Consider the following 14,265-nt stretch of genomic DNA (forward strand, 5'->3'; position numbering starts at 1 on the left):
CCTACCGACCCGCCTGTGCCAGAGTTGCCTGTGGCTCAGACGAAGGCCGCCGGGGTGGTGCTCGCGAGCGGAGCGGGCACCCGGGTCGGCGCCAAGCTCAACAAGGTGTACCTGCCGGTGGCGGGCAGGAGGGTCGTCGCGTGGTCGCTCGACGCCTTCGCCCGCGTGCCCGGTATCGACGTGCTCGTGCTGGTCATCCGGCCGCAGGACACCGGACTCGCGCGGGAGGTGCTGGCCGCGCATCCGGCCGAGGTCGAACTCGTCCACGGCGGCGCCACGCGCCAGGGTTCCGAGCTGAACGCCTTGCGCCACTTGGCTTCCCGGATCGAAAGCGGCGAGATCGACGCGGTGCTGCTGCACGACGCGGCCCGCCCGCTCGTCACCCCGGACCTGATCGCGGACGTCCTCGCCGACACGCGGCGGTACGGGGGAGCGGTGCCGGGGATCGCGGCCGACGACGTCGTGCGCGTGGACGGCGATTCCGTTTCCGGGGCGCTGCCCGGCGCGATCCGGGTGCAGACGCCGCAGGGTTTCCGTGCCGCCCCGTTGCTGGAGGCCTACGAAACCGCCGAGCGCGAAGGTTTCGTCGGCACGGACACGTCTTCGTGCATGGAAAGGTTCTCCGCGCTGCCGGTGCGGTGGGTTCCAGGCAGCGCGGAGAACCTCAAGATCACCTACCCGCACGACCTCGTTGTCGCCGAGCAGGTGATCGGCCGAGGTCAGGGATCGCCCTGATCGGCAGTGGCTCCGTTGGCGGGCAGGATGGTGACCGGCTGGCGCGCTTCCATCGGGATCACGCAGTCCGGATGTGGTTGCAGCAACTGGATCGGCGCGGCGGCGTCGCCGGGCGGCGGGATGGTGAGCACCGCGCGCAATGTCCAGTCGGCCGTCGAGTGGTACTGCCAGGAGACGAGCGCGGGCTGGAAAACGTCGGTGTCGGGCAGGGTGGTGACCCGGAAGGCGCTCGCCCGTTCCTCACCGCGCAGGATGAGGACGTCGGCACAGGTGTCCCACTGGAACACCGCGGCGCAGACCTCCGGTTCCTCCCGGGGACCGAAGATGTAGACGACCCACCGGCGTCTTCGAAGCTCTTCGAGCAGTTCGTCGATGCTCAGATGGTTCATCGAGCCCCCCAACGGGTTTCGGGAACTCTGCGGAGAGTAACAGGTGTACTAGAGCACCGTCCAGAATGTGTACTAGTACGTAATAATGGGGTGTGAGCAGGATCCTTGGTGCTCGCCCATTGGTGTGCTAGAACGCTTGTGCGCACCGCGCGACCTTGTGAGGAGTCACCTTGCCCGCCGTCGACCGACCCGAACCGCCGTATCTCCAGATCGCGGGAAGTATTCGCGACGACATCGTTTCGGGCAGGCTCAAGGAAGGCGACGCGGTCCCGTCCGCACGGGAGATCGCCAGAAACTGGAACGTCGCCATGGCGACGGCGATGAAGGTCCTCTCGACGCTCCGCGCCGAGGGTCTGGTCCGCGCGGTCCGCGGCATCGGGACAGTGGTGCAGACCAGAGCGTTGCACCGTTCCGCGCAAGACAGGACGATCTCGATCGCGAGAACCGGCAAGGTCTATCCACCGGGCCACTACGCGAAAATCCGTGAGGCGGGGCTCCTTCCGGCGCCGGAGCGCGTGGCGGACGCGCTCGGCATCGAAGAGGGCGCGCCCGCGATCCGGCGGCGGCGCACGACGTACGTGGGCGACGAACAGCCGGTGTCGACGTCGGTCTCCTGGTTCGACGGCGCGCTCGCGGCCAAGGCCCCGTTGCTGTTCGAGACCGAGCGGATCGTCGAAGGCACGGTGAAATACGTCGCCGACCGGACGGGCCGGGTCCTCTCGTCGACCCGCACCCAGCACGCCGCGGGACGCGCGGACGCCGAAGACGCGGCGGAGCTGGGCGTGCCGGAGGAGACGCCGATCTTGTTGAGCCGCAACAGTTTTCTCTCCGCGGAAGGCGACGTACTCGAGTACGGCGAATCGGCGGCCTTGCCGGACCACTGGGTTTTCTACGAATACAACATCGAGGACGGGGCATGAAGCACATTCACGCGGGTAAGGTCCGGGACCTTTACGAAATCGACGGTGACATTCTGCTCGTCGCGTCGGATCGCGTTTCGGTCTACGACGTCTCGCTGCCGACCCCGATCCCGGACAAGGGCGCGCTGCTGAACCAGCTTTCCGCCTGGTGGTTCGAAAAGCTGGCCGACGTGGTGCCGAACCACGTCATCTCCACCACCGACGTCCCGGCCGAATTCGCCGGCCGCGCCATGCGCTGCAAGCCGCTGAAGATGATCCAGGTCGAATGCATCGCGCGCGGCTACCTCACCGGTCTCGGCATGCGCGAATACCAGCGTGACGGCAAGGTCTCGGGCGTCGAACTGCCCGCGGGCCTGGTCGAGGCGGACAAGCTGCCCGAGCCGATCTTCACGCCCACCACGAAGATCTCCGACACCGGCCACGACGAGTTCATGACCTTCGCCGAGGTCGTGAACGACATCGGCCAGGAGACCGCGGACCGCATCCGCGAACTGACGCTCGAGATCTACACCAAGGGCGCGGAGCACGCGGCGAAGAACGGCATCATCATCGCCGACACCAAGATCGAATTCGGCTTCGACGCCGACGGGGTGCTGACACTCGGGGACGAGGTCCTCACGTCGGACTCGTCGCGGTTCTGGCCCGCCGACGACTACGAGCCCGGCCGGACGCAGCACGCGTTCGACAAGCAGTTCGTCCGCGACTGGTCCGCGAGCACCGGCTGGGACAAGACGCCGCCGGGGCCTGCCATCCCGGACGAGATCGTCGAGGCGACCCGCGAGCGCTACACCGAGGTCTACGAGAGGATCACCGGGAAGACCTGGGTTCCCGGTGGTGGCCATGCCTGACCCGCAGGTCTACGACCCGTACCGGCTGATCGACGACGTCGAGGGCCTGCTGATCCAGCGGGGCCACCGGCCGGAGCGGGCCGACGGCCGGGCGGGTGACCGCGTCGCCGGCGCGAGCAGGTTGCTGCGGGGGCTGGGGATCGAGCCGCTGCGCGCTCCGGGCGACGCCCTCGACCTCGACGGTCAGGTGGCGTACCAGTCCCTGGTGCACGGCGACTGACGACTGGCGGCTGACGCATTCAGCCGACTGACTGCGGGAAAAGCGTCCGCAGTCAGTCGGCTGAATGCGGGGGATCAGGGGGAGCGGGTCAGTGTCGGGTCGGTCTCGACGACGCCGTCGAGGGCCTCGTCGATCGCGGCGAGCAGATCCGCGTCCAGCTTCACGCCGGCCGCCTTCACGTTCTCGTGCACCTGCTCCGGCCGCGAAGCGCCGATGATCGCCGAAGCGACGTTCGGGTTCTGCAGCACCCACGCCACGGACAGCTGGGCCAGCGACAGACCGGCCTTGTCCGCGATCGGCTGCAGCCGCTGGACGCGCTCGAGGACGTCGTCGTTGAGGAAGCGGGCGACCATGTTGGCGCCGCCCTTCTCGTCGGTCGCGCGGGAGCCCGCGGGCAGCGGCTGACCGGGCTTGTACTTGCCGGTGAGCACGCCCTGCGCGATCGGCGACCAGACGATCTGGCTGAGGCCCTCACGTTCGGACGCCGGGACGACCTGCGCCTCGATGACCCGCCACAGCGCGTTGTACTGCGGCTGGTTCGAGATGAGCGGCACCTTCAGCTCACGTGCGATCGCGGCGCCCTGGGTGATCTGCTCGGCGGTCCACTCCGAGACGCCGACGTAGAGCACCTTGCCCTGGCGGACGAGGTCGGCGAAGGCGAGGAACGTCTCTTCGAGCGGGACGGTCCGGTCGAACCGGTGCGCCTGGTAGAGGTCGACGTAGTCGGTGCCGAGCCGCTTCAGCGAAGCGTTCGCCGACTCCATGATGTGCTTGCGGCCCAGCCCCTGGTCGTTGGGGCCCTTGGGGCCGGTCGGCCAGTAGACCTTGGTGAAGATCTCCAGGCTTTCCCGGCGCAGGCCCTTCAGCCCGCGGCCGAGCACCGATTCGGCGGCCGTGTTCGCGTAAACATCGGCGGTGTCGAAGGTGGTGATGCCGGCGTCGAGCGCGGCCTTGATACAGGCCTGGGCCTGGTCCTCTTCCACCTGGGACCCGTGGGTGAGCCAGTTGCCGTACGAGATCTCACTGACATTGAGGCCGCTGCGGCCGAGGCGTCGGAACTCCATGCACGCGACTCTACCCCAAGCCGTTAGTCACGCTAACGACCTGGGAATCGCCTGCTCAGACCTTGTCGCCGGGGCTGACCCGCGGCTTGGGCACGCGCAGCTTGCGGATCTGGCTCGCGCGGATGAAGGAGTACCAGCCGACCGAACCGCCCTTGACCGTCTCGTTCGGGAACTTCAGCCGGACCATCTTCGCGATCCGGCGGCCGCTGAGCACGCCTTCGACGATCATGCCGAGCAGCATCACGGTGCACAGCAGCGTCGCGTAGCGCTGCACGTCCGGGTACGGCACCAGCAGGGCGACGAACACCAGGATCGCGAGCGGCATGAAGAGACCGAGCAGGTTGCGCCGGGAGTCGACGAGGTCACGGATATAGGCCTTGACCGGGCCGCGGTCGCGCGGGAGCAGGTACTTGTCCTCGCCCGCCATCATCCGCTCGCGACGTTCCTTCGCGGCGTTGCGCTGCTTGGCCTTGTACTCCGGGTCGGCCTTCGCGGACTTGCGGAGTTCCTTGTTCCGCTTCATCGCCTCCCGCATGGTGGTCGGCGGGGGCGCCACCGGACCACGGCGCTTGGCCTCGGCCTCGCGGCGCTTGGGCGTGGCCTTGCCCTTTCCGGGCGTATAGGCCTTGGCCTGGACCTCGACGGCCTCGGTGTCGGGCGTCTCGGCGTCGGTCGTGGCGGAGTCTGTGGTGCTACGGCGCAGGAACCTCACCTCACCAGGGTAGTTGCAGGCGTCACGGTGCCACGCACCAGGCCGAGCGATATGTCACCATGGAGGGGAACAGATCGGGACTCCGACGTGTTGGACCAGATGCAAGACGAGTACCCGCAGCGAGTTCGACCAGAGGGAGAACCATGACGACCGCTGAGCAGGCAGCCGCAGCTCAGGCCGAAACCGCCGAGGAGACCCACGGCGTCACGTTGACCGACGCCGCCGCCGTCAAGGCGAAGGCCCTGCTCGAGCAGGAGGGCCGTGACGACATGCACCTGCGCATCGCCGTCCAGCCCGGTGGGTGCGCGGGCCTGCGCTACCAGCTGTTCTTCGACGAGCGCACGCTCGACGGCGACCTGTTCCGTGACTTCGACGGGCTTCGCGTGGCCGTCGACCGGATGAGCGCGCCGTACGTGTCGAGCGCCGTGATCGACTTCGTCGACTCGATCGAGAAGCAGGGCTTCACGATCGACAACCCCAACGCGACCGGCAGCTGCGCCTGCGGCGACAGCTTCCACTGAGCCGCATCCGGGCATGAAGAAGGGCCGCGAACCTCACCCAGGTCGCGGCCCTTCTTCATGCCCGCGGTTCTTCGTACCGCCGCGGGCTCAGACGTAGGCGTCCAGATCGTCGACCTGGGCGAGACACCGCTCGTCCACGGTCCAGGGCGGGGCGATCTGCCGGGGCAGGGGCAGATTCTCGGCCTGGAGGGACGACGGGATACCGGCGCAGTCGGCGATGAGTTCGCCGATGGATTCCGGTTCGAGGTGATACGCGGAAGTGGTCACGAACGACAAGTTAATGACTCGCGTTCGAAGAGGACACCACTACCAACCGGTAGTGTTCATGGCCGTGCCTGAAGCAACCCGTATGGGGCATGACCTGCGGGTAACTTAGCCGTCCTCGTTTCGGCGAGGCCGACCGATCAAGGAGAACCGGTGGCAGACAGCGCCAGGATCGCAGTATCCGGCAGTATCGCAACCGACCACCTCATGCACTTCCCGGGCAGGTTCGCCGAGCAGCTCATCGCCGAGCAGCTGCACCGCGTGTCCCTGAGCTTCCTGGCCGACGACCTGGTCGTCCGGCGGGGCGGGATCGGCGCGAACATCGCCTTCGGCCTCGGTGTGCTGGGCAAGAGCCCGATCCTGGTCGGCGCGGTGGGATCGGACTTCGCCGACTACCGCTCGTGGCTCGAGCGGCACGGCGTCGACACCGCGGGCGTGCTGGTGTCCGAGATCGCGCACACGGCCCGTTTCGTCTGCACCACCGACGAGGACCTGTGCCAGATCGCCACCTTCTACGCCGGTGCGATGGCCGAATCCCGCAACATCGAACTCGAACCGGTTGCCACGCACGCCGGCGAGCTGTCGCTCGTGCTGATCAGCCCGGACGACCCCGAGGGCATGGTCCGCCACGCCGAGGAGTGCCGCCAGCGCGGCTATCCCTTCGCCGTCGACCCCTCGCAGCAGCTGGCCAGGATGGACGGCGAGCAGGTGCGCTCGTTCGTCGAGGGCGCGAAGTACCTGTTCAGCAACGACTACGAATGGGAACTGCTGCTCCAGAAGACCGGCTGGACCGAGGCCGACGTCCTCGACCGCGTCGGCATGCGGATCACGACGCTCGGGGAGAAGGGCGTCGAGATCATCGGCAAGGACGGTCTCGCGCTGCAGATCGGCGCCGTCCCGGAGCGCGGCAAGGTCGACCCGACCGGCGTCGGCGACGGCTTCCGCGCCGGGTTCATCGCCGGGATCGACGGCGGTCTCAGCCTGGAGCGTTCGGCGCAGCTGGGCTCGCTGATCGCCGTCCTCGTGCTGGAGACCGTCGGTACGCAGGAGTGGACCTTCCAGCGCGAAGACGCCCTGGGCCGGCTCAAGGAGGCCTTCGGTCCGGAATCCGCCGAGGAGATCGCCGCGATCCTGCCCGCGTGAGCTGAAGGGGACTTTCCCCTCATCTGATGCGACGAAAGGGCCCTTCACCGCGTGAGACGCGGTGAAGGGCCCCTTCAGCCTTAATGGATCGCTTGACCTGCGTTATCTCCAGCAGAATGTGCCGGTGAACACCGACGCCCTCGCCGCGAAACTCGCGCGACTGCGCGCGATCGAGGAAGACCTCCCCGAGTCTCTTCACCATCTGCGCCGGTACGACGACGAGTTCGTGATCTTCGGCGCGTACACGCATCTGTATCGCAGCGAACCGCAGGACGAAGCTGAGATCTCGGCCGTCGAGGCCGATCTCGGCGTCGAGTTCCCGGCCGGCTATCGCGACTTTCTCCGCCGGGTCGGCGCCGGTGCCGGGCCCTATCACGGCCTGCTGGACATGGCCGAGCTGCGAGAGTGGTCCGAGGACCTGAAGCCGGCCGAGGAGTTCCCGTTCACAGCGGCGGACGCTCACCAGGTTCATCAGGAGTGGCGTGACTGGCAGCGCGATCCCGAGGGCCGCTGGTTCAAGGGCATCGAGGTGGGGCCCGACCTGTCTGGTTGTGTCGCCATCAGCGAACAGGGCTGCAGCGGTTTCACGATGCTGGTCACCACCGGCGAACTGGCGGGATCGCTGTGGGACATGGACGAGTGGGGCTGGATGACCGCCCACGCCGCCCGCTCGGGCCGCCCAGGCCCGGACGAAGTGATCGATCTAGGGCCCACGCCGACCTTCGAGGCATGGTACGACGCCTGGCTCACCGAGTCTCTAAAGTGCCTAACGCCGTGAACCGGTCAGGATCCCGCAGATCTCGGCGGGCCGGGACAGATGCGGGCAGTGCCCGGCATCGATCTCGATCGCGGTGACGCCGAGCCGTTCCCTGGCGGCCTGGCGCATCCAGTCCGGCCTCAGCGTGCGATCGCGGGTGGGGACGATCACCGTCGACGGGACCTCGGGCGCTGGCCCGGCGGGATGCGTCGCGAGGACTTCGGGGCTGAACAGCCGCACACTGTCCAGTGCCAGCCGTTCGGTCTCGGGATCGCAGTCGTGGAAGAGGAACTCCGACGCCTTCGCGGGCTCCGCGGCCGGATCCACGCCGATCCAGTCCGGTTCGAGCAAGGCGCGGGCCTCGTCCCGCAGGCACCGGCCGCCCGTGAAGTCGGGGATGTAGGCGGCGGCCCACACCAGCGACCGCGCGCCGAGCGCTTCGGCGATCGCGGGAAGCAGCACCCCGGTCCCGGAATGGGCCACCACGACCGGCCGTTCGCCGTCGTACTGGTCCCGCACGTGCTGGGCGTACCCTTCGACCGGCAGGTCTTCCGGCGTCAGCAGGTCCACCGCGATCGCGCGGTGCCCGGCGGCGGTGAGCAGCTTGGCCACCCGGCCCCAGCTCGCCGGGCTCTGCGTCGTGCCGTGCACGAGGACGAAGTCCATCCCTCCATGCTGGCCTTCACCCCCTGAACGGTGAAGGCCGGCATGGCGAGTCGTGACTAGAGCTTCACCGGGTAGACAGGCTCCGGCACCTCGGGCTTGATGCGGTTCTCGACGAAGATGCCGTGCCACAGCATGAACACCAGCAGCGCCCACAGCTGACGGCTGCGGTCGTGCTGGCCGGCCTTGTGCTCGTCGAGCAGCGCCAGGACGGCGTTCTTGTCGAGCAGTTCGCCGGTCTGCGAGTCCGAGATGATGCCCTTGGCCCAGTCGTACATCTCGTCGCGCAGCCACAGCCGGATCGGCACCGGGAAGCCGAGCTTGCGCCGGTTCAGCACATGCGCCGGGATGATCTTCGCCAGCGCCTGGCGCAGCGCGTACTTGCTGGTCCCGTGCGTGAGCTTCTGGTCGACGGGAATGGTCGCGGCGACCTTGAACACCTCGGAGTCGAGGAACGGCACGCGCAGTTCCAGCGAGTTGGCCATGGTCACCTTGTCGGCCTTGACCAGGATGTCGCCGCGCAGCCAGGTGAACAGGTCGACGTGCTGCATCCGCGCGACCGGGTCCCAGCCCTCGGAGACCTGGTACCAGGGAGCGGTGACGTCCTTGAAGCCGACGCCTTCCTCGTAAGTACGCAGCACCTTGCGAAGCTGGTCGTCGCGGAAGTTGCGGGCGTTGCCGTAGTAACGGTCCTCCAGCGGCAGCGCCCCGCGCCGCAGCAGGTCCTTGCCGCGAGTGCCCTCGGGAATCTTCGTGGAGACCTTCCCGAGGATCCTGCGCATCCCGCCGGGGATCTTTTCGAACGGCGCCAGGGAGATCGGCTCGTTGTAGACGGTGTAGCCGCCGAAGAGCTCGTCGGCACCTTCGCCGGACAGCACCGCCTTGACGTGCTTACGCGCCTCGCGGGCGATGAACCACAGCGGCACGAGCGCCGGGTCGGCCACCGGGTCGTCGAGGTACCAGACGATGAGCGGCAGCGCCTCCATCATCTCCTCCGCCGACACCACCCGGACCACGTGCTTGACCCCGATGGCTGCGGCCGTCTCGGCGGCGACGTCGACCTCGGAGTAGCCCTCGCGATCGAAACCGCTGGTGAACGCGATCAGGTTCGGGTTGTGCTCCTTGGCCAGCGTCGCGGTGGCGGTCGAGTCGATGCCACCGGACAGGAAGGCGCCGACGGTGACGTCCGGGTCGGAGATCATGTGCTTGCCGACCGAGTCGCGCATCGCGTCGGCGATGCGCTCGTACAGCGCCTCCGCCTCGGCCTGGCCGTTGACCGGCTTCGCGGTGAACTGCGGGTGGAAGTAGCGGGTGAACTCGACCTCGCCGCCCGGGACGACCCGGAAGGACGTCCCGGACTCGACGCGGCGGATCCCGGTGTGCAGCGACTCGGGCTCTGGCACGTACTGCAGCACCAGGTAGTGCTGCAGGGCCTTGCGGTCCAGCTTGTCCTCGACGCCGAGCACGCTCGAAAGCTCCAGCAGGCTCTTCTTCTCACTCGAGAAGGCGATCTTGCCGGGGCCGGCGGCGTAGAACAGCGGTTTGATCCCGAACGGGTCGCGCGCGCCGAAGACGACCTTCTCCTGGGAATCCCAGATCATGAAGGCGAACATGCCGCGCAGCTTCTTCACCGCGTCGTCGCCGAGGTAGTGGTACGCCGCGACGATCGCCTCGCCGTCACCTTCTGTGGCGAATTTCGCACCGTGCTCGGCGGCCAGCTCGTCGCGCAGCTCTTTGTAGTTGTAGATCTCTCCGTTGAAGTTCAGCGTGTAGCGCTCAGGAGCCTCCGGCGGGCCCCAGATCAGCGGCTGGTGGGCGTGATCGACGTCGATGAAGGCCAGCCGGTTGAAGCCGTAGACCACTTCGGCGTCGGCCCAGGTGTCGTGCTCGTCAGGACCGCGGTGCCGCTGGCAGCGCATGGCGGTGTCGACCGCCTCGCGGGCGCCGGCCGCGTCGGCTTCGGTCGAACAGATCAGTCCAAGCAGGCCGCACACGTCTAGTTCACACACCTCTTGTTGTGGCCGAGCGGGGGAGAAGGGCCCAGTATGCCCGGGTGTGGGTACACCCGATGCCTGGGTGTGGGTACACCCGGATGTGGTGGGGGATACGCGTGTTGGGGTCACCCCTTGGTCAGCGTGGCGCCACAACTCGGCTAGGCTCCGCGTGAACAAGAAGATCGGTCGAGGAGGCTCTGGGTGAAAGGGCAAGGCGCAGTGGGAAATCCAGAGCGCACCCCCGTTAAACGGGCTGGTCGCATCGCAGCGCTCGCGGCGTTGGTGATGCTGACCGCGACGGGCTGTTCCGGGGACGAGATCCTTCGCTTCGGGTGGCCGGTCGGGGTGACCCCGCAGGCGCACGACATGCGCACCCTGTGGACGTGGACGGTCGTCGCGGCGCTGGCCGTCGGTGTCATCGTCTGGGCGCTGATCTTCTGGACCGCGATCTTCCACCGCAAGAAGAAGACCGCCGACGGCGCGGAGGAGGAACTGCCCCGTCAGTTCCAGTACAACATCCCGCTGGAGATCTTCACGGTCGTCGTCCCGACGATCATGGTCTGCGTGCTGTTCTTCTTCACCGCGACCACCGAGAACCGCGTGCTCGCCGAGACGGACAACCCGGACGTCACGGTCGACATCGTCGCGTTCCAGTGGAACTGGGAGTTCAAGTACAAGAGCGACTCCAAGAACCACGACGACCCCGAGATCACCACGGTCGGCAGCTCGACCGAGATCCCGCTGCTCGTCCTGCCGACGAACAAGACGATCCAGTACAACCTGCGGTCGGCGGACGTCATCCACTCGTTCTGGGTGCCGGAGTTCCACTTCAAGCGGGACGTCATGCCGGACCCGGAGAAGAACAACCAGGACTTCACCTTCCAGAACTCGATCGACCGGGAAGGTTCGTTCGTCGGCCGGTGCGCCGAGCTGTGCGGCACCTACCACTCGGGGATGAACTTCGAGGTCAGGGCCCTGTCGCCGGACAAGTACGCGCAGTACATCCAGCTTCGCGGCACGGTGAACCCGAAGAGCGGCAAGCCGAACACGGCGTCCGAGGCGCTGACGGCGATGAACTGCGGCGACCTGTGCGCGCCCTACGCCGTCACCACCACCCCGTTCAACACCGACCGCACCGCGCGGGTCGCGTCCAACTGACCCGGCTGTTCGAGCCCGAAACAGGAGTGAGGCAACGTCCATGAAGGTCGAAGGACGGATTTTCTTCCTCGTCGCGGTCTTCTCCGTCGTCGTGGCGGGTATCTACGCGTACATGACCGGAACGATGACCCGGGACGGCGTCGAGCCGGTCGGTGTGGTGGCCCTGATCCTCACCGGTGGCCTGGCCTTCCTGGCCGGCAGCTACCTGCAGTTCGTGGCGCGGCGCATCGAGCCGCGGCCGGAGGACCGGGAAGACGCCGAGATCAGCGACGGCGCCGGTGAGCTGGGCTTCTTCAGCCCCGGCAGCTACTGGCCGATCGGTCTCGCGGCGGCCGCCGCGCTGACCGGTGTCGCGCTCGCGTTCTTCCACGTCTGGCTGCTGATCATCGCGCTGGGCCTGGTGATCGTCGCCATCGGCGGGCTGGTCTTCGAGTACCACACCGGTCCCAACCACGAGTGACGTTCTGACGTCGAAACGGCGCCTCGGTCTTCGGATCGGGGCGCCGTTTCGCATTCATTCGCATTCAGAGGACTAAATGCGGGCTGGATGGGGCGCCTCGGGCGCGGGCTTGGGAGCGCGCTTCGGTGCGAGCGCCGCGGCCAGGACGGCCAGCATCCCCACGCCCTCCGGCCAGGTCGGCCGGTGGCCGTAGGCGAGGACGTCGACCACCACCGCGACCACGGGGTAGACGTAGGACAGCAGCGCCACGGTCGTGGTCGGCAGCTTGCCGATGCTCGCGTACATCAGGACGTACATCAGCGCGGTGTGCACCGTCCCCAGCAGGACCAGCCACAACAGCCCTGAGGTGTCCGTGGGCAGCGGCGTGACGAGCAGCGCGGGTGCCAGCACGATCGTCCCGGTCACCAGCTGGACGGCCGCCAGGACGTGCGGGCGCAGGTGTTTGAGCTGCTTCGCGACGAACGAGGCGCCGGCGTAGAGCGCGGCCGCGCCGAGGGCGAGCGCGATGCCCTCCAGCCGCACGGGTTTGCCGTCGACGCCGTGTGCGGACAGTGAGATGAGGGTCACTCCGCCGAACGCGATCAGCGCCCGGACCAGCTGGCTCTTCGCCATCTTCTCGCCGAGGAACGCCGCGGCGAGACCGACCAGCATCAGCGGTTGCGTGTGGTAGACGACGGTGCTGACCGAGATCGACGAAAGCGCGTAGGAGGCGAACAGCAGCACCCAGTTCCCGACCAGGAACAGGCCGCCGAGGACGGCGAGCCACAGGTCGCGGCGGGTGAGCGTCCAGGGCCGGAGCCAGCCGCGCGCGGCACTCCACACCAGGAGCAGCAGGCCGCCGACGAGACTCCTCGCGAACGCCACGGCGGGCGCGTCGGCGCCGCTTTCGAGGACGACGGCGCCGATCGTGCCGGACAGCGCCATCGCGGCCGTCCACTGGAGGAGGGGGTTGTTCTTGTTCATGGCGACCACTTTCGGCCTCGGGCGCCCGGCCGACCAGTGTCAGAGATGACATCGACCGCAAAACTTGTGACACACTGCCGGAATGGACGTGAAGAAGGTCGCGGTGGTGCTCGCCGACCAGGTCTCGCCGTTCGAACTCGGCGTCGCTTGTGAGGTGTTCGGCACCGATCGCAGCGCCGACGGCATCGAGGGCTGGGACTTCGCCGTCTGTTCGCCCGGGGGCGGCGCCGTGCGGAGCTGGTCCGGTTTCGGGCTCGACGGGCTGGAAAGCCTGGACTTCGCGGCGTCCGCCGATCTGCTGATCGTCCCGACCTGCGCGCCGCGCAGCGCGAGCCCGCCGGAGCCGGTTCTCGAGGTCCTGCGCGACGCCGCGGGCCGGGGCGCCTGGGTCGCGGGCTTCTGCGCGGGCGTCTTCTCACTCGGCTACGCGGGACTCCTCGACGGCCGCAACTGCACCGTGCACTGGGTCTACGAGCAGGAGTTCCGATCGCGGTTCCCGACGGCGAAGGTCGATCCGAAGGCGTTGTACGTCGACGACGGCGGCGTCCTCACCAGCGCGGGGACCGTCGCCGCCGTCGATCTGTGCCTGCATCTGGTGCGCGAACTGCGCGGCGTCGCCGCGGCCACCACGCTGGCCAGGCGGATGGTCGCGGCCCCGCATCGGGCCGGTGGGCAGGCGCAGTTCGTGCAGGCGCCCGTCCCCGAGACCGCCGCGCCGGACGACACGGTGCTCGCCGAAGCCCTCGAATGGATCGAGCGGCGGCTGGACCGGCCGTTCACCATCGCGGAACTCGCCCGCCGCAGCGGTCTGGGGGAGCGCACGTTCCTGCGCCGGTTCTCGGCGGCCACCGGCACGACACCGCACCGATGGCTCACCGAACGCCGCCTCGATCGCGCGCAGGCACTGCTCGAAGAAGGCCGTCTGTCCATTGAGGACATCGCGGTCGCCTGCGGGTATGCCTCCGCCGCCGCGCTGCGGCACCAGTTCGGCAAGCTCCGCGGCACCAGTCCGAGCGCCTACCGCAAGACGTTTTCCGCCGGCTGAACGGAAATGTCGTGCCCGACGGTGACGTCGACGTACTCGGGGACCTCCTCGTGCGCGTCCCCGACCGTGAGCGTCCCGGTCGGTTCGAACAGCAACAGTGCCGCACCGTCCACTGAGGACGGTTTGTGATAGGTGCCGCGCGGGACGACGAACACCGAGCCGCGGGGCAGCGTGACGACGCGTTCGCCCGCCTCCTCGCGCAACGCGATGTCCAAAGTGCCGTCGAGGACGTGGAAGAACTCGTCGGTGTTCTCGTGGACGTGCCAGACGTGCTCGCCCGCGACCTTGGCGAGGCGGACGTCGTAGTCGTTGACGTGGGCGACGATCCGCGGGCTCCAGATCTCGTCGAATCCGGCCAGTGCGGTTCCCAGATCGATCGGCTGCTTGCTCATGAACCGATCCTGGCCGC

18 protein-coding genes are annotated in these 14,265 nt (G+C 68.0%); 10 read left to right on the forward strand and 8 right to left on the reverse strand.

From position 1 onward, the window contains the following. Positions 1-54: 54 nt before the first annotated feature. Positions 55-735, forward strand: coding sequence for an IspD/TarI family cytidylyltransferase (locus L324_RS17920; RefSeq protein WP_037309338.1), 681 nt, complete (start codon positions 55-57; stop codon positions 733-735). Here the strand turns inward: L324_RS17920 and L324_RS17925 are convergent. Continuing rightward, entirely contained in the window at positions 720-1,124 is a 405-nt protein-coding gene (locus tag L324_RS17925) for a hypothetical protein (RefSeq protein WP_037309339.1), read from the reverse strand. The genes L324_RS17920 and L324_RS17925 overlap by 16 nt on opposite strands. A gap of 170 nt (positions 1,125-1,294) precedes the next feature. Here L324_RS17925 and L324_RS17930 point away from each other — a divergent pair, with 170 nt between their 5' ends. Genes L324_RS17930 through L324_RS17940 form a run of 3 tightly spaced genes read left to right on the forward strand, consistent with a single transcriptional unit; the run spans position 1,295 to position 3,112 of the window. Next, a complete protein-coding gene (locus L324_RS17930) occupies positions 1,295-2,044 on the forward strand; it encodes a GntR family transcriptional regulator (RefSeq protein WP_037309342.1) in 750 nt (249 codons plus the stop codon). Further along, positions 2,041-2,892: a phosphoribosylaminoimidazolesuccinocarboxamide synthase gene (locus tag L324_RS17935; protein ID WP_037309345.1), complete on the forward strand. Its 852-nt coding sequence runs from the start codon at positions 2,041-2,043 to the stop codon at positions 2,890-2,892. Before L324_RS17930 ends, L324_RS17935 begins: the two co-directional genes overlap by 4 nt. After that, on the forward strand, positions 2,885-3,112 hold the full coding sequence (locus L324_RS17940) for a hypothetical protein (RefSeq protein WP_037309347.1): 228 nt from the start codon (positions 2,885-2,887) through the stop codon (positions 3,110-3,112). The genes L324_RS17935 and L324_RS17940 overlap by 8 nt, the downstream gene beginning before the upstream one ends. Positions 3,113-3,186: 74 nt before the next feature. Here the strand turns inward: L324_RS17940 and L324_RS17945 are convergent, their stop codons facing one another. After that, complete coding sequence (locus L324_RS17945; protein WP_037309350.1) at positions 3,187-4,176, reverse strand: aldo/keto reductase family protein; 990 nt, start codon at positions 4,174-4,176, stop codon at positions 3,187-3,189. 55 nt (positions 4,177-4,231) lie between these two features. Then, a complete protein-coding gene (locus L324_RS17950) occupies positions 4,232-4,888 on the reverse strand; it encodes a DUF3043 domain-containing protein (RefSeq protein ID WP_037309352.1) in 657 nt (218 codons plus the stop codon). A gap of 143 nt (positions 4,889-5,031) precedes the next feature. On the opposite strand from L324_RS17950, the gene L324_RS17955 reads away from it, so the two are divergent. After that, positions 5,032-5,409 (forward strand): HesB/IscA family protein, encoded by a 378-nt coding sequence (locus L324_RS17955; RefSeq protein ID WP_005164197.1) that lies wholly within the window; start codon positions 5,032-5,034, stop codon positions 5,407-5,409. Between the two features lie 87 nt (positions 5,410-5,496). Here the strand turns inward: L324_RS17955 and L324_RS17960 are convergent, their stop codons facing one another. Then, positions 5,497-5,676, reverse strand: coding sequence for a hypothetical protein (locus L324_RS17960; protein WP_418189789.1), 180 nt, complete (start codon positions 5,674-5,676; stop codon positions 5,497-5,499). 150 nt (positions 5,677-5,826) lie between these two features. Between L324_RS17960 and L324_RS17965 the strand changes: the two genes are divergently transcribed. Next, entirely contained in the window at positions 5,827-6,816 is a 990-nt protein-coding gene (locus tag L324_RS17965; protein ID WP_152546896.1) for a carbohydrate kinase family protein, read from the forward strand. Positions 6,817-6,877: 61 nt separating this feature from the next. Then, positions 6,878-7,594 carry an SMI1/KNR4 family protein gene (locus L324_RS17970; protein ID WP_081736383.1) on the forward strand — a complete coding sequence of 239 codons (717 nt, stop codon included), beginning with the start codon at positions 6,878-6,880 and terminating at the stop codon, positions 7,592-7,594. On the opposite strand, the gene L324_RS17975 is transcribed toward L324_RS17970, so the two are convergent. Both L324_RS17975 and asnB read right to left on the reverse strand, forming a co-directional pair. After that, positions 7,583-8,239 carry an alpha/beta fold hydrolase gene (locus tag L324_RS17975; RefSeq protein ID WP_037309364.1) on the reverse strand — a complete coding sequence of 219 codons (657 nt, stop codon included), beginning with the start codon at positions 8,237-8,239 and terminating at the stop codon, positions 7,583-7,585. The two genes, L324_RS17970 and L324_RS17975, sit on opposite strands and share 12 nt — an antisense overlap. Positions 8,240-8,295: 56 nt before the next feature. Next, positions 8,296-10,230, reverse strand: coding sequence for an asparagine synthase (glutamine-hydrolyzing) (gene asnB / locus L324_RS17980; protein WP_037309367.1), 1,935 nt, complete (start codon positions 10,228-10,230; stop codon positions 8,296-8,298). Between the two features lie 219 nt (positions 10,231-10,449). On the opposite strand from asnB, the gene ctaC reads away from it, so the two are divergent. Then, positions 10,450-11,388: an aa3-type cytochrome oxidase subunit II gene (gene ctaC, locus L324_RS17985; protein ID WP_037309370.1), complete on the forward strand. Its 939-nt coding sequence runs from the start codon at positions 10,450-10,452 to the stop codon at positions 11,386-11,388. 40 nt (positions 11,389-11,428) lie between these two features. Beyond that, positions 11,429-11,848 (forward strand): cytochrome c oxidase subunit 4, encoded by a 420-nt coding sequence (locus L324_RS17990; protein WP_007029867.1) that lies wholly within the window; start codon positions 11,429-11,431, stop codon positions 11,846-11,848. Positions 11,849-11,920: 72 nt separating this feature from the next. Here L324_RS17990 and L324_RS17995 read toward each other — a convergent pair whose 3' ends face one another. After that, positions 11,921-12,811, reverse strand: coding sequence for a DMT family transporter (locus tag L324_RS17995; RefSeq protein WP_037309375.1), 891 nt, complete (start codon positions 12,809-12,811; stop codon positions 11,921-11,923). Between the two features lie 82 nt (positions 12,812-12,893). Here L324_RS17995 and L324_RS18000 point away from each other — a divergent pair, with 82 nt between their 5' ends. Continuing rightward, positions 12,894-13,856 carry a GlxA family transcriptional regulator gene (locus L324_RS18000; protein WP_037309378.1) on the forward strand — a complete coding sequence of 321 codons (963 nt, stop codon included), beginning with the start codon at positions 12,894-12,896 and terminating at the stop codon, positions 13,854-13,856. Here L324_RS18000 and L324_RS18005 read toward each other — a convergent pair. Continuing rightward, a complete protein-coding gene (locus L324_RS18005) occupies positions 13,829-14,248 on the reverse strand; it encodes a cupin domain-containing protein (protein WP_037309381.1) in 420 nt (139 codons plus the stop codon). The two genes, L324_RS18000 and L324_RS18005, sit on opposite strands and share 28 nt — an antisense overlap. Between the last annotated feature and the right edge of the window lie 17 nt (positions 14,249-14,265).

It is taken from the genome of Amycolatopsis orientalis DSM 40040 = KCTC 9412 (genome assembly GCF_000478275.1).
Taxonomy (GTDB): domain Bacteria; phylum Actinomycetota; class Actinomycetes; order Mycobacteriales; family Pseudonocardiaceae; genus Amycolatopsis; species Amycolatopsis orientalis.